Origin of the sequence: Streptomyces sp. NBC_01381 (genome assembly GCF_026340305.1) — a bacterium.
In the GTDB taxonomy this organism is placed as follows: Bacteria; Actinomycetota; Actinomycetes; order Streptomycetales; family Streptomycetaceae; genus Streptomyces.
This window is the reverse complement of the sequence record NZ_JAPEPI010000001.1, coordinates 1,466,738-1,484,643: the sequence shown is the minus strand read 5'-3', so window position 1 is coordinate 1,484,643 and position 17,906 is coordinate 1,466,738. Positions and strand designations below refer to the sequence as shown.

Sequence of the window (17,906 nt, the reverse complement as noted above, 5' to 3'; positions counted from 1 at the left end):
CGCCCCCAGCCGCGAGCGCAAGCAGGAGGACACATACGAAGTGAGCCGCTGGGAAAGCTCGGTTGATAGCGTCGTTCTTGGATCGCGTCAGTCCAGCACAGGGGGCAAGTGCAGTGAATTCCGAAAGCCGGGCAAGTCTCGCTTCGCTCATGCCCCCGGGCATGGCTGAGCGAATGGGACAGATGGAGTCTCTCGGCCACAAGGTCGCTTTGAGTTTCGTCGACGGTGACAGGGAGCAGATCGCCCAGACCCTCGACGAGATCGCAACCTGGGATGACGCCCCCGGTCGCCTCCCGTTTCCAGGGCCTCGTTTCGACTTCGCTGTCAAGCAGGTGCTAGGCACCGTCAACACTCTCTTCGACGCGTACGACGAAGTCGGCGGCGTCGAAAACGCGGCTGTCGTGGCCGGGGCCCGCGGTCTCATCGAGCAGTACGCTCCCGTCGAATTCCAGGAGCTCGCCCTTGAGCACTTCGCTGAGGTACCGGGCGGCACGTCGGACATGAACCTGGCCCGTGGTGGCAAGCCCTCCGACGAGGGAACCGTGTTGGCAGTCTCCGCAGCAGCGGCGTGGCTGGCCACCCAGCCCCATGTGTTCCCCGTCCGTCAGGACAGTCGCCAGATCCTCCTGAAGCGGATCCTCGAGAGTGCCGCCGACGCGTACGGCACTCCGGACCGGGAGAGGGTCACCTCGATCTCCGACGCGGAGGCCCGCGCCTTCCTGGATGTTCTGTTCCCGCCAGCAGGCTCCTATCCCTTCCCCACCGATCCACGCGAGTGGACGGTGGGCGAGCGGGAGGTGATCGGGCTGATGAAGAGTCACTTGCTGACCACCCCGGCCTCCGCCACCACTCCCACGCAGGTCCGCGCGCTGAAGGGGCAGATCATCGAGACTCTCCGAAGCGCCATCGCCCAGATGGAAGCGAACCGCTCAGGTTCGACGGTGCCGCCTGCACGCAGCGGGGTCCAGAAGAAGAAGGACAAGCCGAAGCGGGCCAAGCGTCACAAGCAGCAGCGGCGCAAGAAGTAGGGCCTGCTCGTTGGCGGGTGCGGTGTGTCCTCCAGCCCATGGCCGCCTACTGATCACCGGACCGGTTCGGTAGTCGATGCAGGGCGTCCGCCGGCCACGATTCACGCCGTGGCCGCGCTGATTGCCTACCTGTACGGGCAGCCTGATGTGGTGCCGAATCAAGCCGAAACAGTCCTCGAAATCGCCGAGATGGCCGGTAAGTTCGGCGAGTACACCTTCTCGAGCCGCAGAGCAGGACTCCACGATGGACATGCGTAAGGGCACGGACGCCGCTGGAGGCGTCTGGGGGCTGGCTGTACAGCGCGCCACGGTCCTAACGGAGCGCAGCCAGCCAGGCGGCTTGGACGAGAACTGCTGGGATGACGTCGCGATCCGCGACATCATCGCGGTCGTCCTGTACGCCCTCCATCTTCGCCACGGCCATCCGGTGGAACGCGTCAAGTGGGAGTCGGTGCTGTGGCACCTGCGCGACGACCAGACCGTGCGGACCCTCGTCGAGGACGTCCTGCCCGCCGCCGGTCACCGTCTGGCGCCTGAGCAGAGCGCCGACAGCGCCGTGGATGATCCCGTCGTGGAGCGGTGGCGGTGGCTGACCCGCACATGGGACCCGCAAGCACCCCCACTCTCGCGCACAATGGCCGCCGTCTCCCCCTGGTACGGGCCTCCGACACCCGGTCCGGTCAGTGCTGTGCCCGAGCCTCTGTGGGGCGGCATGTCGCGCGGCATCGGCAACGGGCTCCCGGATCCCGCCGTGGAGGTATGCACATCCTGGGCGGCCCACGCCGTGCAGCAGACGCTGAGCGCCGACTGCAGCGGCTACGCCATCCACCAGCGTGTCCGGATCATCGACGGGCCGTACTCGGGCCAGTGCGGCTACGTTCGCGAACTCGGGTGGGTGTTCGACGACGGGGCCCAGGAAGTCGTCGGCCCGGCCGGATACGTTGTCGATCTCGACGACGCGGCAGGCACCGAGCGGTTCGATGCCGACGAAGTGAGCTCCCGGGCAGATGGGCTGCACTGGGCGGATCGCGCCGAGGGAACCATCAAGTACGAAGATCCAAGGGCCGGCTGGCGTGGACCGGCTCTCCGCGCACTGTCCTGTGCCGAAGACTTGGCCGCCGTGTTGGAGCGCGTGTCCAACCCTGAGATCGTGCCCACGTCGCTGCGGGACATCATCGCCGCAGCGTACGGGCACCACCACCTGAACATGGGCTCGGGCGCCGCTGCCAAGCCGAACCGCGTGTCGTGGCAACTCTCCATGCACTGGTATCAGTTGACCTCGCAGTTCACCAACGGCCAGGTCGCCGAACTGTGGGAGGTCGAGTTCAAGGCTCACCTCCATGACCCTTCCCCTGTGCGGTATGCGGCGCTCAACGAACTTGAGGCGCGGGCCCTCGTCTCCCAGCGCACGGAGCCCTTGTAACACCGCCTTGCGGTCTCATCCGGGTTGATCTTCGCTGGATGGGCATGGTGTTCGGTAGGAACCGTGCCCGACCGAAAAGCAGACGGCAGAGTCAGTTGATTCCTGGGAGGGGAGATGCGAGTGCAGCCGTGGATGAGGGCCCTCTATCCGGGAGTTCAGGTACCAACAGCTCATGTGGACCCTCATTGCGTGATGGGCCCGGACGGGACCCTGCAGGTGCATCTCACGCGCTACCTCGTCGAAGGCCCGCGCTGCAGCGAGCCGGACACACTCGGTTGCGTCCACCTGATGTCGGTGGATCCTCGAGTGTGGAAGGACTTCGCGCCGGACATTCCGCAGTACAGCGTGGAGGAGCCGTATCTGCGCGCGAAGACGTCGGCCGAGCTGGAGCGTCTCGCGCAGAGTGCCAGTGTGCTGGTCACGCACGCTGTGGACCAGGATCAGCCGCCCATGCTGGTCTTGGACAGCACGATCCGCCGCTATCCCGGCGCAGCTGCGGTCGGTGTGATCGTCGACCACAACACCTGTCTTGTGGGGCTGCGTACGCAGTTCTGGGCTCCACCCGGCACTCCGGAGAGCGAGCGCGATGTCGGCTACACGGTCACCATGAGCACCGTCGGCGAACAGCCCGGCCCGCTGACCTTGTACGCCTCCGCCCTGTACGGATGGGCTCAGTGGTGGGTCAGCAACGCTCAGGACCTGTCCAGCCGCGAACGGCTCCTGAAGGATCTTCCACCGCCGCCGTTGGAACTGGAGCTGGTCGAAGCACGGGTTCCCTACCGGGTGACCTTGTCGGACACGGAGCGCAGCAGTTGGCCGGCGCCGCCTCCACAGCCTTACGTTCCCCGCGATGATCTCGACATGGAGTAGGTGTCGTCGCCCCGGCGAGGCAACCCTGTTCTTGCTGGTTGCTGTGGGCGTCGGCGCGCGACAACGGGCACAAGGGGTTATGGGCAACCTGGCCCGGCGGCGTCTCGCCGGTTGTGGCTGCCAAGTACGCGGTGTGAAAGCAGGATGAAGGCGATGGCCATGCCTGTGATCACTACGCCGAGGGCTGCCAGGATGGCCCCTCGCTCCGGTGTCGGCCAGATTCCGCGTTGCGCGACAGAGCCCAGGCGTCTGTGTTGATCTCGGCCACGCGGTGAGCTGAGGTCGCGCGGGGCCGTTACGCGAGAATGCTCTGCCCCGCTGTGGGCGGGGCAGAGCATGGTCCGAGCAGCAGCCAGCTTGCTTTGAATAGGACGTGCTTCACGCTACGGCAGGCAAGGAGACGGGCTCCCAGGTTCTCCAGGGAGCGGGTGAGCTTCGCGCACCTAGGGTCGGGATCATGAGCACGTACCTGGAGCCCCAGCGCGTTCGGATCGCTGCCCGCCCCGAGGAGTCCGCGGTCATCGAGATCGACGGCCATGATGTCGCCTCGGCTGTGGAGGCGTACCGGATCACGCAGACCGTCGACGAGGGCCCTGAGGTCACCCTGTACGTACAACAGGGCTGGAAGGGTGTGGAGTTCGAGGGTCTCGCCGAGGTGGTTGTGGAGCCTGCGGATGTTCGGCATGTGGTGATCGGGTTCCTTGATGCGGTGGACTGGCAGAAGCTCGACGAGGCCGTTCTCGACCGGGACGATCTGGATGGGCGGCCTGGTGAGCTGACTCGCGGGATGCTGGCGCAGCTGAGGGAGTGGGCTGCGGGTGCTTGATCAGTCGGGTCTCGTCCGCTTTGCGGAGCGCCATCTGATGCCGGACAAGGTGCAGGTCAGCCGGGGCAGCGGCGAGGACGTGCTGGACCCGGGAACGGGTGACCTTGTGCCAGCCCCTCCGGCGGTCGTGTACGAGGACAAGGCCGGTCTGTACGCGCACCAGGAGCGGATCCGCAGCAGGGGGTCGGGGCAGGACGGCGCGTACGTCCAGGAGGTGCGTGCCGGGTACCGGCTGCTCCTGCCTCTTGAGGCTCCGGAAGTGTGGGAGAACGACACCGTTCTGATCGTTGAGGCTCGCGACGAGCAAGCGGTCGGCCGCACGTACAGGGTGTCGGCGTTGGGCGAGGTGTCGTCGTTCCCAGTGCTGCGCACGGTGTGGCTGGAGGAACACAACCGGAAGCCGGTGGCGAAGTGAGCGGCGGAGCGTTTCGCGATCCATCCCAGCTGGCAGCAGCGTTGAACCGTGGTGGCAAGGGAGCGGTGTCCGCGGCTGAGACCGCGATGCGGCACGGTGCGAAGGCGCTGGTGGTTCAGGTGCAGCGCAATGCGTCGGGTCGGCCCGGACCTCGGGTGATCACCGGCAAGTACCGGGCGTCTTGGCAGTCCGATGTGCACAGGGCCGGGCCCGTCATCGTTGCGGAAGTCGGCACAAGTGCTCCGCAGGGAAGGCGTCTGGAGTTCGGGTTCGTGGGCGTCGACAGCCTCGGCCGCCACTACAACCAGCCTCCGTTCCCGCACCTCGGGCCAGCAGTCAATGCGTTCGGGCCGCTCCTCGTACGGGAGCTTCGCACAGCGGTCTCGGGGGCGTTGTGAGTGACTTGAGCAACAACCTCGAGGACGCTCTTGCTGGCGTGTTGGCCGAGCATGAGCGGGGTCTGCTGGCCCGGGCGGTCGTTGTCGCCGAGGTCTTCGACGAGGACGGCGAGCGCAGTCTGTCGATCCTGACCACACCTGGGGTGATGGAGTGGGACGCGCTCGGCCTATGCCGATACGGGGTGCTGAGCGTCGAAGGTCCTGCATCGGCGTACTTCGCCGGAGGCGAGCTGTGATCGACCGCACGCCAGTGTCGAAGGCGCTCATGGATCTGATCGCGAAGGCGACGGGGCGGCCGTGTGGTCTTGGGCAGTTGCCGTTGGTGAACGGGAAGCCTGCCGAGGTCCCGTACACCGTGCTGTACCCGCTGGGTGGATCGGTAGGAGGTGCTCCGCTGGCCGACTCGTCCGAGGACGCGGAACTCGTCTATCAGTTGACTTCCGTGGCCGGCCGTGGCGATCAGGCCGAGTGGATGGCTGACCGAGGGCGGCGAGCCGTCCTGGAGCGGGGAGCGTCCGGCGCGTGGCTGTTTCCGCTCGATGTACTCGGAGTTGATGTGTGGGTGCGCGAGCTTGACGCTGACGACGGAATTGACGCCTCTGCTTCGGTTGAGGGGATCGTGACCAGTTCCCAGAGGTATCGCCTCAGTGCCAGTGGAAGTGCGTAGTTCCCCTGCCATCCGGTTCGATCTTCGAGGGTCAAGGTGCGCAGGTCAGCCGCTCATCCGTCCTTGTGCCTCCGCAGCGTCTCTGCGTACTCAGCAACGACTCGCTGGAGCTCTGTCCTATCGACGAAATCCAACTCCTCTCGCTGCTGCACGTACTTGGCCACCTCCGCGCGGTGCAGTTCCCTCTCTTCCTCCGTCCTCGCGTAGAAGAAGAGCGAGCTGTAGACAGCGACCACCTGATTGACCAGCTCAAGGGCCACTTCATAGTCGATGCTCTCGCATTGTGGCCAACTGCCCAGCTCGTTCCCGTCCGCCATCCCCTGGTGCTCGGCTGGACGGTCCATGTCTCCTCCGAAAGTTGTGTGCCAGGTAGGGCGTGCTGTCTGCGGGGCCGGGAGCTCGACCAGCAGGGCGTTCGTCAGCATTAGCAGATCTGAGCGTTGGCGACAGTATCGTGATCTGTATGTAGCGATTCGAGGTCTCCGGCACCGGCTGACCTGGCTCGCTCCCTCACCGCGGAGGCCCCACGCGGACGCCCACCCGATACCGGGATGGGCCGGTTCCCCGACACGTCGTCGAGGGACGGGGCCACCCCAACTCGCATGACCTGGCTGCCGTCCCGGAATCGGACAGCAGACCTTGCAGGTAAAGAAGTTCTCCCGGCGCGGAGTGACCCGCGTCCTGTGGCTCAAGACCGTCACCGACACCGGACACGTCCCCACCCGCGCCGAGCTCACAGCCGGCACCGACCTGACCGACGCGATCGCGGCGATCGACGGCTGGACGCTCCAGAACCAGGCCATCGAAACACCCGACCTCGGCTCGACGTTCGAGTCGAAGATCCCCGGCACCGATCAGGCAGACGACTCCTCCCTCGGGTTCTACGAGGACAAGGTCTCCGACGAGATCGAGCAGTTGCTGAAGAAGGACGACACCGGCTGGGTCGTCTTCCTCCGCAAGGGCGACGTCGCGGGCTCCCGGTCCATGGACGTCTTCCCGGTACGTATCGGTTCGCGGTCGCCGAACTACTCGACGGACAACGAAGCGGCCAAGTTCACCGTGAACTTCTCGATCACAGAGAAGCCGACCCAGGACGCCGCCGTCCCGGCCGCCGCCGCTGCGGCGCCGAAGGTCGAGAAGTGATGCCGGTGTCCACGGAGACCAAGACTGCTCCTGCCCTGCCGACGAACGCTGTTGCCCGTGACGCTCATTGGGCGGCCAAGCTGGCCCGGCTCCGTGCCCGGCAGCTGCCCGAGTACACGCTGGTGATCTGCGACGACCAGGACGCCAAGCGGCACCTGGACGAGACCCTGCGCGAGCTGGCCCGTTGCCGGATGGCGGATGCGGAGAACGGCCGCGCCCACAGTGACGCGACCTCGAAGGCAGAAGAGGAGGTCGAGGATGCGCAGGAGTTCTTCGACAACCTCTCGATCGAGCTGACATTCAAGGCACTGCCCCGGCCGATCCTCGATGGGCTGATCAAGAGGTTCCCTCCGACCGAGGCGCAGGCCGAGGACGGGGATGCCTGGAACCCGGAAACGTTCCCCGCCGCGCTGATAGCCGCCGCGCACATCGAGCGCGACGACGACCACAACACCGTGGACGGCATGAGCGAGGAGGACGCCCAGGATCTCCTCGACTCGTGGCCGGTCGCCGAGTCGAATGCCCTGTTCGCGGCGGCGTGGCAGGCCCAGCAGATCGTCCGAACTAGCACGGTGGAGCTGGGAAAAGGCTGATCACGGACGTACAGCTCCGTACTGAGTTGGAGCTGTGCGACCGCTGGGGCATCCCGCATTCGCAGTTCCTCGGCGCCGGTGATGGCCGCTGGACTGAGCTGGACCGGGCGAAGGCCCTGTCGTTCGTGGCGTATCAGCGGACGGTGTGCGATCAGTGCGGGACCCGGGCCTCGGAGTGGGACGAGGAGCAGGGTGGTGACCGGTTCGCGTACGTCACCACGAGTGTGCGCTGCACTGGGTGTGAGCTGATCGCGCACGAGCAGGACCAGGTGCCCGACGGCCTGGACGGGTACGGGGTGCGGATCGGCCTGGTGCCGCGCACCGTGCGGCGGTAGTGGGTGGTTGAGGGTGGGGCTAGGAGAAGGGGCGCGGGGAGGTAGGGGCACCGGACGGTGTCGTCGTACACGCTCAGCGTTCAGGCGCGAGCGGACTTCTCCCATCTCCTGTCGGAGATCCGGCAGGCTTCCCGCGCTATGCGCGGCCTGGGCCGCGACACTGCCTCCCTCAACCGGAATCTCAACCAGATCGGGGCAGGTGCCCGCGGCTCTTCTAACGGGCTGCGGGCTCTCACCCGTGATTCCGATCGTGCTCGTGCTGGTCTGCGCCGTGTTGGTGCGGACGGGCATACGTCGATGCGGCAGCTCCGTCACGGGCTGCTCGGCGCCCGCCAGGAAGCCCACCACCTCCGTGGCCTGTTGGTCGGCGGAGGAATTGTTGCCGGGCTCGCGGAGATCGCGAAAGAAGGCAACGAGTACCAGCGTGCGATCAACAAGTGGGGCGCGGTCACCAACGCTTCCGGCCTGGAGATGGTGCAGGCCGCGGCGAAGGCCCGCGAGCTTGGCGCCGACCTCAAGATTCCCGGCACGTCCGCGGCGAAGGCCGCGGACTCGATGCTGGAGCTGGCCAAGGCCGGCCAGACCAGTACGTCGTCCATCGCGAACGCGCGGGCTGCGATGCAGCTCGCCGCGGCCGACAACCTCTCGGCTGCGGACGCCGCCCGGTATCTGGGCGACGTCATGGACCAGTTCGGGCTCAGCTCGAACAACGCAGGCCGTGCCGCCGATGTGCTGGCAGCGTCGGCGAACGCCGCCTCTGGCGGGCTGCAGGACATCTACTACGCGATGTCCTACACGGGCCCGGTCGCCGCCCAGCTGGGCATCTCGATCGAGGACACGTCGGCTGCGGTGGCGATGCTGGCCCGCTCCGGCATCCTCGGCTCCAAGGCAGGCACGTCCCTGCGCGGGATGCTCACCAACCTGTCCCGGCCCACGGCCCGGATGAAGCGGGGCCTGGCCGAGCTCGGCATCGAAGCGTGGGACACGCAGGGCAATTTCAAGGGCCTGCGTACGGTCATCGAGGGCTTCGAGCAGGCCCAGAACCGGATGTCTCAGAAGGACTTCCTGGGTTCCCTCGCCGACGTGGTCGGCAAGCCTGCACTCGCGGGTGCGTCGGCGCTGGCGCACCAGGGTGTCGAGTCTTTCGACCAGATGCACACGGCCATCGCCCGTACCGGCGCGGCCGGGGAGATCGCCGCATCGCAGACCAAGGGGCTGGCGGGTGCGGTCAGCCAGCTCAAGACCCAAGCCTCGAACACCGGGCAGGTCCTCTACACGGCGGCCGCACCCGGCCTGGAGAAGGTCACACGCCTCCTGACCTCCGGGATGGCCGCTGCCACTCCCGGCATGGCGGCCGCCATCGACTACGTGCACGACCTGTACACGTTGGCCGGCCCGTCGGTGTCCAAGGCTGTCTCGGCGGGCTTTGCCGAGGTCGGTGCTTCGCTGGGCGGTTTGGGCGGGCCGCTGAAGGACCTTGCCTTCGACGCCGCAGCTGCGGGGTTCAACGTCCTCATCAACGGCGGCCGCGCCGTCATCGACATCCTGCGCAACGTCGGCTCCGCCGTCTCCCCCGTCGCCGACGCCATCAGCGATGTGGCCGAGGAGGCCGATGCGGGCGGGACCGCGCTCGACATCATCGTCACCGCACTGAACCTGGTCTCGTCGGCTGCTCGCACGGTGTCGGGTGCGCTGGTCCCGATCGGGCATGTCGTGGCCGGACTGGTGCGCGGGTTCGGGGCGCTGCCGGGGCCAGTACAGACGGCGATCATCGCGATGCTCATGGCGCGCCGTGTCGCACCCATGATGTCGCGGCTCGGACAGACCGTGTCCGGGCCCGTCGTGGGCGCATATCGGTCCCTCGGGGACCAGATGAAACTCCAGCAGACACTCGCAGCCGCGCAGGGACAGTCCATCGGCCGGATCGGCCAGGCCCTCGCGGTGATGCAGACCCGCATTCCGGTAGTGGGTCAGATGGCATCCGCGTTCCGCAACGCCAACGGACCGATCACCGGAGTGGCGCGTGCGATCGGCACTGGTGTCGGTGGAGCGGCCCGCGGCCTCATGGGTGCACTCGGCGGACCGTGGGGTGTGGCGCTCGCCGCCGCAGGCGTCGGGCTGTCGATGCTCGCCTCCCACCAGCAGAAAGCCGCCCAGGCGGCGGCCGAGCACCAGTCGCGGATCAGCAGCCTCACCCAGGCGCTGCGCGAGTCGAACGGCGCCGTGACAGAGAGCGTCCGTACCGCAGCCGCGCAGCAGTTGATGGACACCAAGGTCCTCGACGGCAAGGAGCGCCTGGTCGACGTCATGAAGACGGCCGGGGTGCCCATCAAGCAGCTCACGGACGCCTACCTCAGCCAGGACGACGGCCTGGCACAGCTCCAGAAGCGCATGGAGGACGTCGCCGCGATCAACCTGGAGCCGGTCAAGGGCGGCGGCGTCATGTACAACGACGTGGGCCAGCGCGCACATGATGCTGCGGAGGCCCTCGGCTCCGTCAAGGGTGAGATGTCCGAGGCCGTGCAGGATGCCCGCGATCTTGCTGACGTGAATGGTGCCGCGGGCCGGTCCGCAGGCGATGCGGTGGGTCCGTTCGGGAAGTTCTCTGACGCGATGCGCCGCCTGTCGGACACCACGGCAGACGCCGATACCCGTGCCCGAGCCCTCCATGACGCGCTGAACATCCTGGCTGGCGGCTCGGTGAATCTGTCCGCGGCCGAGGCACGGTTGAACCGGTCGGTGTCGGATGCGGCCGAGGCGTTGAAGGGGGGCGTCGACAACGCGCAGGGGTACGGCAAGTCCCTGTTGAACATGGATGGTTCGCTGTCCACGGTCACCCGCAACGGGCAGAAGCTGTACGACCTGCTGCAGGGCCTGTCGACGAACTCCGCAGATGCTGCGCTCGCGGCCTACCAGTACGCGGAGGCGAACGGGAAGTCCGTTCCGGAGGCGTTGCAGGCCGCGCAGAAGCAGATGGAGACGGCCCGCGATTCGGCGATCTCCACTGCTGAGGGCTTCGGCTTGTCCGCCGAGGCGGCCGCGAAGCTCGCCGACAACGCCGGTCTGGTCCCCTCGCAGGTGTCGATCCTGCTGCAGACGGCCGGCATGGACGAGGCGATGGCTGAACTCATCGCTGTGCAGCAGGCGTTGAAGGCTCAGCCGGACAAGAAGACCATCACGATCTCCACGCTGTCGAACGATGCGCGCGAGGATCTTGAGAAGCTCGGCTTCAAGATCAAGGACTTGAAAGACCGCAGGGTGGAGGTCACCGCCCCCACGGACCTGGCGCGCACGGATCTGGACTCCCTGATCGCGAAGATCGCGCAGACGCCGGGCGGCAAGCACGTCAACGTGACTGCTTCGACGCAGGCGACGATCGACAGCCTGGAGGCGGTTAAGCAGAAGATTGCCGGTGTCCCGGGCGGTAAGAGCGTCACGGTGAGCGCGCCGACTGGGGCGGCTCGTAAGCAGCTTGAGGACCTCGGTTTCAAGATCGCCGAGGTGCCGGGCAGTAAGAACGTCACCGTCACCGTGCCCACGACCGGAGCTACGGACGCGGCGAGCCGAATCCAGGGCGCGATCAATGGGATCAGTGGCCGGTCAATCGGCATCGGAGTCTTTCTGAAGCCGACGAGTTCAGACCGGGACGGCAACGGCGTCCCGGACTTGATCCAGGCCCCGCAGGCGCGTGGGTCTGTCCTCGACTTCTATGCGAACGGTGGTGTGCGCGAGAACCACGTCGCGCAGATCGCACCGGCCGGTGCGATGCGGGTGTGGGCGGAGCCCGAGACACACGGCGAGGCCTACGTGCCGTTGGCCGCAGGCAAGCGGCCCCGCAGTAAGGCCATCGTCGAGGAGGTCGTGCGGCGCTTCGGCGGCGATGTCGAGTGGTACGCGGGCGGCGGGTTGTCGAATTGGTCGTACCAGCCCCTCGGTGATTCCGGGTTCGGGATCTCTGAGGTCGTCTCCAAGTCGCAGCGCAAGGGCAAGGGCGGCAACGAGCACTTCGACCTGGGCATGTTCGAGCGGAACCTGCGCCGCTCGGTGCGTACCGCCTCGGCTTGGCGCAACGACCTTGCGACCGTGTCCCGACGGGCCGGTACCGATGTCGCCAAGGCGTTGGAGGAGATGGGTGAGGACGGTGTTGCGCTCACCCGCAAGATGGCCCGCGGCTCCAACAAGTACGTGAAGTCGATGGCCGCGCAGCTCACCAAGCTCGCCGGCACCGCGAAGGCGACACTGGGCGACTACACAGGCCAGCTCCAGAACGCGGTCAAGGACTCCACGACCTTCCAGAACAACCTCGCCAAACTGGCCTCCAGCGGGTACGGGGCCTTGGCGACGCGGCTGGCCGAGCAGGGCGACGAGAACGCTGAGGTGCTCGCCGCGCAGGCCGTGCGCGACAAGAAGAAGGCGAAGCAGGCCAACAGCGCGGCCCAGGCTGCCGGGAAGACTCTCGATTCGGATCAGCTCGGCGACTTCGTGAAGCTCATCGGTGCCCTGGCCAAGGGGCGTGGCATTCATTCGGTGGCCGAGTCGGCGGGGATCGACGAGGACCGGCTCATCGAGATCGCCAACAAGGCAAAGGGGCAGATAAAGAAAACGGGCAAGGCCGACCGGTTCCTCGCCGATCTCGTCAAGGCCAACGCGGGCAAGGCGTATGCCGACGGCGGCGTTTGGGAGCCGGGCGTCTACTCCTCTCAGCGTGGGCTGATCAAGTTCGCGGAGCCGGAGACGGGCGGCGAGTCCTACATTCCGCACGCTGCTGCGAAGCGGGGCCGGGCTACGGGGGTCCTTGCCGAGACCGCGGACCGGTTCGGGTGCGGGTTGGCTCCACGCCGCCTCGTCAATGCCACCGATGGGCGTGCGCGGGTCGTGGTCGTGCATCAGGCACCGGCGATCGGCCAGCAGACCATCCACGTCACTCGCGCCGGAGCGAACGCCGACGACATTGCCTCCACGGTCGCCTATCAGATGCGCCGGGCCCGCCGAGGAGGCGTCCTGCGATGAGCAGTGAACTCAAGGACTTTCAGCTCGAGTTCGGTGGCATCCGGCTCGGCCACAACACGCAGATTCCGATCGCGGAGATCACTGGCCTGGCCCGGCCTGCGGTGCGCGGGGAACTGGTGGAGCGGCCGAACGCTGATGGGGCGTGGCCGGCCCCGGACTGGTATGAGGCGCGGACCATCCGCATCGACTGCGCCATCAAGACCCCCGGCGATCCCGCTGCTGGACGGCAGATACTCGCCGACCTCCAGTTGGCCGCTGATGACCCTCGGGTCCGTACGCGGGGTGGGGCGGTGATGCCGTTGCGCATCAAGTGGCCTGGCAGCCCGGTGCGTGTCCTGTTCGGCAGGCTGCGGAAGCTGGAGGATTCGTGGGAGAAGGCCGCCCTCGGGTGGATCCCTCTGGACATCGAGTTCGCGACCGATCCGCGGTATTACGCCGATGTCGAGGAGCGGGAGCAGTTGCGGCTGGGCTGGCTGTCCGGCGGTGGCTTCACCGCGCCCGTGCAGGCTCCGATCCGTGTGACGAGCGGTAATCCGTCGGGGCAGAACCGGCCGGGCTGGGTCACCAACGTCGGGAACCTCGACACGCACCCGGTGGTCACCGTGTATGGGCCGTGCGCCAACCCGGTCATTACGCATGTGGAGACGGGGCGTTCGGTGGCGTTGAACGTGACGCTCGCCGCCGGGCAGTGGGCGCGGGTTGATACCCGGCCCGGCCGGTGCACGGTGACCCGGGAGAACGGCGGCAGTGTCGCCACCACGTCGAACCTTGAGGCCTTCCGCCTGCCTCCGGGCCGCAGCGAGATCCGCTGGACCGCGTCCGACCCGACCGCATCCGCCCGCCTCACCGTGGCCTGGCGTGCCGCTTACACCGCTCTCTAGATACAAGGAGTCCTCCCTCAATGACGCTCGCGCAAGCCCCTCTGCTGGTGGACGGCGCCACCCACTCTGCCCAGACATTCCGGCAGATGATCAAGGACCTCAGTCACGGTGCTGAAGGGGTCACCGAAGCTGGCGACCTGAAGGTCACTTCCCTGCCGGTGCCTGGGGGTGGTGTGCAGGTCGGGGATGGTTCGGCGGTGATCCGCGGGAAGGCCAACATGTGGCAGGGCTCCTACACCGCGTACAACATCGGCCCGTCCACGGTGCCGATCGCGCCGACGGGTGCGGTGCCGCGTTCGGACCTGATCGTGCTGCGCGTACAGGACCCGGAGTTCGAGGGCGGTCTGGATCCGGCAAAGGATGCGATCAACTTCTTCGACGTCATCCCCAACGTCTCCTCCACCACCACCTCGGTGCCCAAGGGCGTGACGGGGGTTGGGTTGGCGCGCCTCGACATCCCGGCGAACACCGGCACCATCACGGCAGCGATGATCCGTGACCTGCGGAAAGTGGCCAACCCCCGCCGCGAGCGCACGCTCTACACGGCATATCCGAGCAAGCTCACCAAGGCGTGGCGCGATGACGACAAGTGGCACAACTGGCCGCCGGACGCCCGCTGGCAGATACCGGTGCCGGAGTGGGCCACGAAGCTGATCCTCACCATCACCCTGGCCGGCCTGCGCATGGACTTCGACTCCCTCTACGGCCGCCTGCAGCCGGTGTTCGGCAGCATCGAGGGCCAGGACACCGTCGTCGACGACAACCAGGGCAAGGTCGTACGCCGCTCCACCGCCGTCGTCGCCGACACCATCACGCTGCCCGCCTCCTACCGGGGAACCACGCAGACCCTGTACATGCAGGCGTCCATGTCCGCGAACTGGAAGGGCGACCTGAGCGTGGACGGCGGCACGTCGATCATCACAGACATCGAGTTCACCGAAGGCGCGGTGTGAGCGGGTGGCCTACCGCTACATGACGCAGAACGCCCTCACCGGGGAATGGCTCTCCCCGCATCTCCCTTTGACGGGTGTCGAGTTCGGACCCGAACTGAATGGGCCGGGGCAGCTGCGAGGGGCTCTTTCACCCCGACTGGTGTGGTCGCATCCCGAACTCACGGACCCGGGCAACACGCTGCTGTATGTGGAGCGCAACGGGCTGCTGCGCTGGGGCGGCATCATCTGGCAGACCGAGCCCGAGGGCAACGAGATGAAGATCGAGGCCGCAGGCTGGTCCTCGTACTTCCACCACCGGCACGACCTCGACGGGGAGCTCGGCGGCCGCGGCCCGTACGTCCGCGCCGACCCGTGCAAGGTCATCCGCGACATTGCCGCCTACGCGCAGTCCGTCCCGGACGGGGACCTCGGCGTGAGCGTGGACAACACGACGTCGAAGGCGACCGTAGGTACACCGGCCGAGCCGTGGCATTCACGCTGGTGGGAGAACCCGGTACTCGGCGACCTGCTCGACGATCTAGTGAAGGACCCGAACTCGCCGGACTACACCTGCGGCACCTGGTGGGACCACAACCACCAGCCGGTACGCCGTATCCGTCTCGGCTACCCGCGGCTTGGCGCCCGCCGCACGGACATTGCCTTCGGGTCCGGCATCAACATCATCGACTCCACGCCGGTCACCTACAGCGCCGACGAATACGCGCAGGTTGTCATCGCCACCGGCACCGGTGAGGGCCGCGCCCAGCAGCGCGCCATCGAAGCCGTCCGCAATAGGCGGCTGCGCCTGGAGCACCTCATCGAGCTACCCGACGTGCGCGGCCGTGACGTGCTCGCGCAGCGGGCGAAAGCGGAGCGCGCCTGGCGCCAGAACCTCGGGCAGGTAGAGGAGATCACTGTCCGGGACCATCCCTCTGCGCCGATCGGGTCGTGGCAGATCGGTGATGACGTGCAGGTCAGTGTCCGCGATCAGTGGACCAACTGGTCCGGGTGGTGCCGCATCACCGGCTACACCATCCGCCCCGACACCAGCCAGGGCGAGACCGCCACCATCCAACTCGAACCGGCCGGCGCCCACCAGTACGCCACCGCCGCCTGATCAAGGACCATCTCTTTGCCCTCAGACATAGGTACTCGGCTCGCCCGCCTGGAGAAGCTCCTCCGTACGGCGATCCGCTCCCCCAAGCTCGCCAACGCCAGTCTCGAGAACGGCGCCGTCGACGTGTACGACGAGAACGGCTCGCTGCGTGCGGTCATCGGCCAGCAGGCAGACGGCACGAGCGGCATCGTGCACGTCAACGGACCGCCCCCACCCATACCCACCGCTCCCACGCTCACTCCGGTCCTCGGTGGTGTGGCCGTCACGTGGGATGGCCTGTTCATGGATGCCGATGTGACTCCGCTGGACTTCTCCCGCGTCGAGGTCCACGCCTCGGCCACCGATGGCTTCGAGCCCGCTCAGGAGACTCAGGTCAGCACGTTCGAGTCCCCGCGGGGTGGCACCGTACCCATCCCTGCCGAGGCTCCTGTCCATGTGCGGCTGCTGGCTCGGAACCTGTCGGGCACTGCCAGTGCGCAGCCTTCCGGCACCGTGGGGCCGGTAGGGCCAGCGGCTGTCGTCGCCCAGGACGTCCTCGACGGGATCATCACCGAGACCAAGATCGCCCAGCAGGCGATCACCGAGGCGAAGATCGCGTTGGGTGCGGTCACCGAGACCAAGGTCGCAGCGGGGGCTGTCACCACCGACAAGCTCACCGCGCTCAGTGTCACCGCAGAGAAGATCGCCACGCTCGCGGTCACCACCGACAAGCTGGCTGCCCTGTCGGTGACTGCCGACCAGTTGGCTGCGAACTCGGTGACGGCCGCCAAGATCAGAGCAGGGGCGGTCGAGGCGACCCACATCAAGACCGGGTCCATCACAGCGGAGAAGCTCGACGCAAACGCGATCAACGGCAAGACCATCACCGGCGCCACCATCCAGACCGCGGCAGACGGGCCCCGGCTTGTTCTCAGCGCCTCGCGGCTTCGGGCGATCGGCAGCAACGGCTCCAGCATCGGTATGGAACCCAACGCCGCCTACCCCTACATCTACTGGTCCTCCGTGGACGGAACGAACCAGGCGTTCGTCAACGTCAGCGGCAGCACCTCGGATGCGAACATCGGCATCAACTCCGGCAGCTTCACCGACCCCGACAGCGGGGGCACTTACAGGTGGCGCACGTTCTTCGGCAACGACTTCTTTGCCGCGGAACGCATCACGGTCAAGGGGGCCGAAGCGGTGGGTGGCCGCTTGTTCCTCAACAAGAACGTGGCACAACTCCAGGGCAACGGCGGCAGCCTGACCCTCACGGACAAGACAGCAACGGTGTCCGCGCCCGCCATCCGGGCGGCCGGCGTACTGCGGGCAGACAACATCTCCATCGGTACCTCCACCATCACCCCCGTGCCGAACAAGCCCACCTCGGTCACTCTGACCGGCGGCAATATCAAGGGCGCCAACCACCGCGCCTTCGTCACCCCGGTCACCTCGGCGCCTGGCGACAAGGTCCTGGGCGTCGGCGTCACCGGTGTCTCGGCCAGCGGGCTGACGATCTGGCTCTACCGCACCAACAACACGAAGACCTTGGTCAACTGGATGATCATGGGAGAGGACTGACACCCGTGGACGAAGAAGCGCCGGTCTCCATGACCGCCACGTGCCGCACGCCGGAGTGCCCGGTGGAAGGCCAGGCCTTCACGGCCTCCTTCTACGCGAACAGCGAGCCGCCCACCTACCGGGGTATCTGCATGCGATGCGGACAGGTCCTCACCGACCTTGTGCCCGCCCCCAACCCGGCAGCAGCGGTCAGTTCGGAGATCACGCGGCCGGAGGTGGACGTCCCATGATGTCCAGCGTCAATCCCACTCTCAGGCGACGCCAATCGGGCTAGGAACTGCGTAGGCTCCCAGAGGCTCAAGGGCATGACGGCCGCGGAGATGGCGGAGCACATGCCCATCTCGCAGTCGAAGATCAGCCGCCTCGAGAACGGCCGTCGTTCCATCGGCCAGTGCAATGCCTACGACCTGGGCGGCGTCTATGAGGTCGAGGGCCGCCGCGTCGTCGCTTCGCTGACAAGAGGGATCTCCCGGTTGCCGGCTCCGGTCACCACCAAGGATCAAAAGCCACATACAGCAGATACGAGCGTGGAGTCGAAGAGGTGTAGCGCCACCGCGTCAAGCAGATCGGGCGATTCATCACCCGAAGGGACTACAAGGGGTTGCGGCGCCGCACGGTACACCTCCGCCGCGTCGAGGCGGAAGACCCGTCCGCTATATGCCATCCGGTCGAGTGAACAGCCCCTTCGCGCACCGATGTTGGCGAGTAGCG

General features: G+C 67.0%; 19 protein-coding genes and 1 pseudogene. 19 read left to right on the top strand and 1 reads right to left on the bottom strand.

Annotation, left to right across the window (positions count from 1 at the left end):
* Nucleotides 1–77: 77 nt before the first annotated feature.
* The 9 genes from OG453_RS07235 (at nt 78) to OG453_RS07195 (ending at nt 5,627) form a co-directional block, all read left to right on the top strand.
* Nucleotides 78–1,028: a hypothetical protein gene (locus OG453_RS07235; RefSeq protein ID WP_266865653.1), complete on the top strand. Its 951-nt coding sequence runs from the start codon at nt 78–80 to the stop codon at nt 1,026–1,028.
* A 108-nt stretch (nt 1,029–1,136) separates the two neighbouring features.
* Nucleotides 1,137–1,286 (top strand): hypothetical protein, encoded by a 150-nt coding sequence (locus tag OG453_RS07230; RefSeq protein WP_266865651.1) that lies wholly within the window; start codon nt 1,137–1,139, stop codon nt 1,284–1,286.
* Nucleotides 1,273–2,451, top strand: a complete 1,179-nt coding sequence (locus OG453_RS07225; protein WP_266865649.1) for a hypothetical protein — start codon at nt 1,273–1,275, stop codon at nt 2,449–2,451. Before OG453_RS07230 ends, OG453_RS07225 begins: the two co-directional genes overlap by 14 nt.
* A gap of 189 nt (nt 2,452–2,640) precedes the next feature.
* Entirely contained in the window at nt 2,641–3,321 is a 681-nt protein-coding gene (locus OG453_RS07220) for a hypothetical protein (protein ID WP_266865647.1), read from the top strand.
* A gap of 457 nt (nt 3,322–3,778) precedes the next feature.
* On the top strand, nt 3,779–4,147 hold the full coding sequence (locus tag OG453_RS07215; protein WP_266865645.1) for a hypothetical protein: 369 nt from the start codon (nt 3,779–3,781) through the stop codon (nt 4,145–4,147).
* Nucleotides 4,140–4,562, top strand: coding sequence for a DUF6093 family protein (locus tag OG453_RS07210; protein WP_266865643.1), 423 nt, complete (start codon nt 4,140–4,142; stop codon nt 4,560–4,562). Before OG453_RS07215 ends, OG453_RS07210 begins: the two co-directional genes overlap by 8 nt.
* Complete coding sequence (locus OG453_RS07205) at nt 4,523–4,960, top strand: HK97 gp10 family phage protein (RefSeq protein WP_323178614.1); 438 nt, start codon at nt 4,523–4,525, stop codon at nt 4,958–4,960. The genes OG453_RS07210 and OG453_RS07205 overlap by 40 nt, the downstream gene beginning before the upstream one ends.
* A gap of 38 nt (nt 4,961–4,998) precedes the next feature.
* A complete protein-coding gene (locus tag OG453_RS07200) occupies nt 4,999–5,196 on the top strand; it encodes a hypothetical protein (RefSeq protein WP_266865640.1) in 198 nt (65 codons plus the stop codon).
* A complete protein-coding gene (locus tag OG453_RS07195) occupies nt 5,193–5,627 on the top strand; it encodes a hypothetical protein (RefSeq protein WP_266865639.1) in 435 nt (144 codons plus the stop codon). The genes OG453_RS07200 and OG453_RS07195 overlap by 4 nt, the downstream gene beginning before the upstream one ends.
* Before the next feature lie 53 nt (nt 5,628–5,680).
* Here the strand turns inward: OG453_RS07195 and OG453_RS07190 are convergent, their stop codons facing one another.
* Nucleotides 5,681–5,971 carry a hypothetical protein gene (locus OG453_RS07190; RefSeq protein WP_266865638.1) on the bottom strand — a complete coding sequence of 97 codons (291 nt, stop codon included), beginning with the start codon at nt 5,969–5,971 and terminating at the stop codon, nt 5,681–5,683.
* Nucleotides 5,972–6,266: 295 nt separating this feature from the next.
* Here OG453_RS07190 and OG453_RS07185 point away from each other — a divergent pair, with 295 nt between their 5' ends.
* From OG453_RS07185 to OG453_RS07140, 10 genes and pseudogenes are all read left to right on the top strand, one after another.
* On the top strand, nt 6,267–6,770 hold the full coding sequence (locus tag OG453_RS07185) for a hypothetical protein (RefSeq protein WP_266865636.1): 504 nt from the start codon (nt 6,267–6,269) through the stop codon (nt 6,768–6,770).
* A gap of 5 nt (nt 6,771–6,775) precedes the next feature.
* Nucleotides 6,776–7,363, top strand: coding sequence for a hypothetical protein (locus OG453_RS07180; protein ID WP_266865634.1), 588 nt, complete (start codon nt 6,776–6,778; stop codon nt 7,361–7,363).
* 26 nt (nt 7,364–7,389) lie between these two features.
* Entirely contained in the window at nt 7,390–7,698 is a 309-nt protein-coding gene (locus OG453_RS07175) for a hypothetical protein (protein ID WP_266865632.1), read from the top strand.
* 297 nt (nt 7,699–7,995) lie between these two features.
* Complete coding sequence (locus OG453_RS07170; protein ID WP_266865630.1) at nt 7,996–12,708, top strand: phage tail tape measure protein; 4,713 nt, start codon at nt 7,996–7,998, stop codon at nt 12,706–12,708.
* Complete coding sequence (locus tag OG453_RS07165; RefSeq protein WP_266865628.1) at nt 12,705–13,589, top strand: hypothetical protein; 885 nt, start codon at nt 12,705–12,707, stop codon at nt 13,587–13,589. Before OG453_RS07170 ends, OG453_RS07165 begins: the two co-directional genes overlap by 4 nt.
* A gap of 20 nt (nt 13,590–13,609) precedes the next feature.
* Nucleotides 13,610–14,542 (top strand): hypothetical protein, encoded by a 933-nt coding sequence (locus OG453_RS07160; RefSeq protein ID WP_266865626.1) that lies wholly within the window; start codon nt 13,610–13,612, stop codon nt 14,540–14,542.
* 19 nt (nt 14,543–14,561) lie between these two features.
* Complete coding sequence (locus OG453_RS07155) at nt 14,562–15,638, top strand: hypothetical protein (protein WP_266865624.1); 1,077 nt, start codon at nt 14,562–14,564, stop codon at nt 15,636–15,638.
* Nucleotides 15,639–15,653: 15 nt separating this feature from the next.
* The gene (locus OG453_RS07150; protein ID WP_266865622.1) at nt 15,654–17,195 is read left to right on the top strand and encodes a hypothetical protein; all 1,542 of its coding nucleotides are present in this window, start codon (nt 15,654–15,656) and stop codon (nt 17,193–17,195) included.
* Between the two features lie 5 nt (nt 17,196–17,200).
* Nucleotides 17,201–17,425, top strand: a complete 225-nt coding sequence (locus OG453_RS07145; protein WP_266865620.1) for a hypothetical protein — start codon at nt 17,201–17,203, stop codon at nt 17,423–17,425.
* A gap of 47 nt (nt 17,426–17,472) precedes the next feature.
* Nucleotides 17,473–17,656, top strand: a pseudogene (locus OG453_RS07140) (helix-turn-helix domain-containing protein); the annotation flags it as partial.
* Nucleotides 17,657–17,906: the final 250 nt, after the last annotated feature.

Excerpts from the sequence above, each read along its gene's own strand:
- OG453_RS07225 (WP_266865649.1), top strand. The coding sequence starts at position 1,273 with ATGGACATGCGTAAGGGCACGGACGCCGCTGGAGGCGTCTGGGGGCTG.
- OG453_RS07215 (WP_266865645.1), top strand. The coding sequence starts at position 3,779 with ATGAGCACGTACCTGGAGCCCCAGCGCGTTCGGATCGCTGCCCGCCCC.
- OG453_RS07190 (WP_266865638.1), bottom strand. The coding sequence starts at position 5,971 with ATGGACCGTCCAGCCGAGCACCAGGGGATGGCGGACGGGAACGAGCTG.
- OG453_RS07170 (WP_266865630.1), top strand. The coding sequence starts at position 7,996 with ATGCGGCAGCTCCGTCACGGGCTGCTCGGCGCCCGCCAGGAAGCCCAC.
- OG453_RS07165 (WP_266865628.1), top strand. The coding sequence starts at position 12,705 with ATGAGCAGTGAACTCAAGGACTTTCAGCTCGAGTTCGGTGGCATCCGG.
- OG453_RS07160 (WP_266865626.1), top strand. The coding sequence starts at position 13,610 with ATGACGCTCGCGCAAGCCCCTCTGCTGGTGGACGGCGCCACCCACTCT.
- OG453_RS07155 (WP_266865624.1), top strand. The coding sequence starts at position 14,562 with ATGACGCAGAACGCCCTCACCGGGGAATGGCTCTCCCCGCATCTCCCT.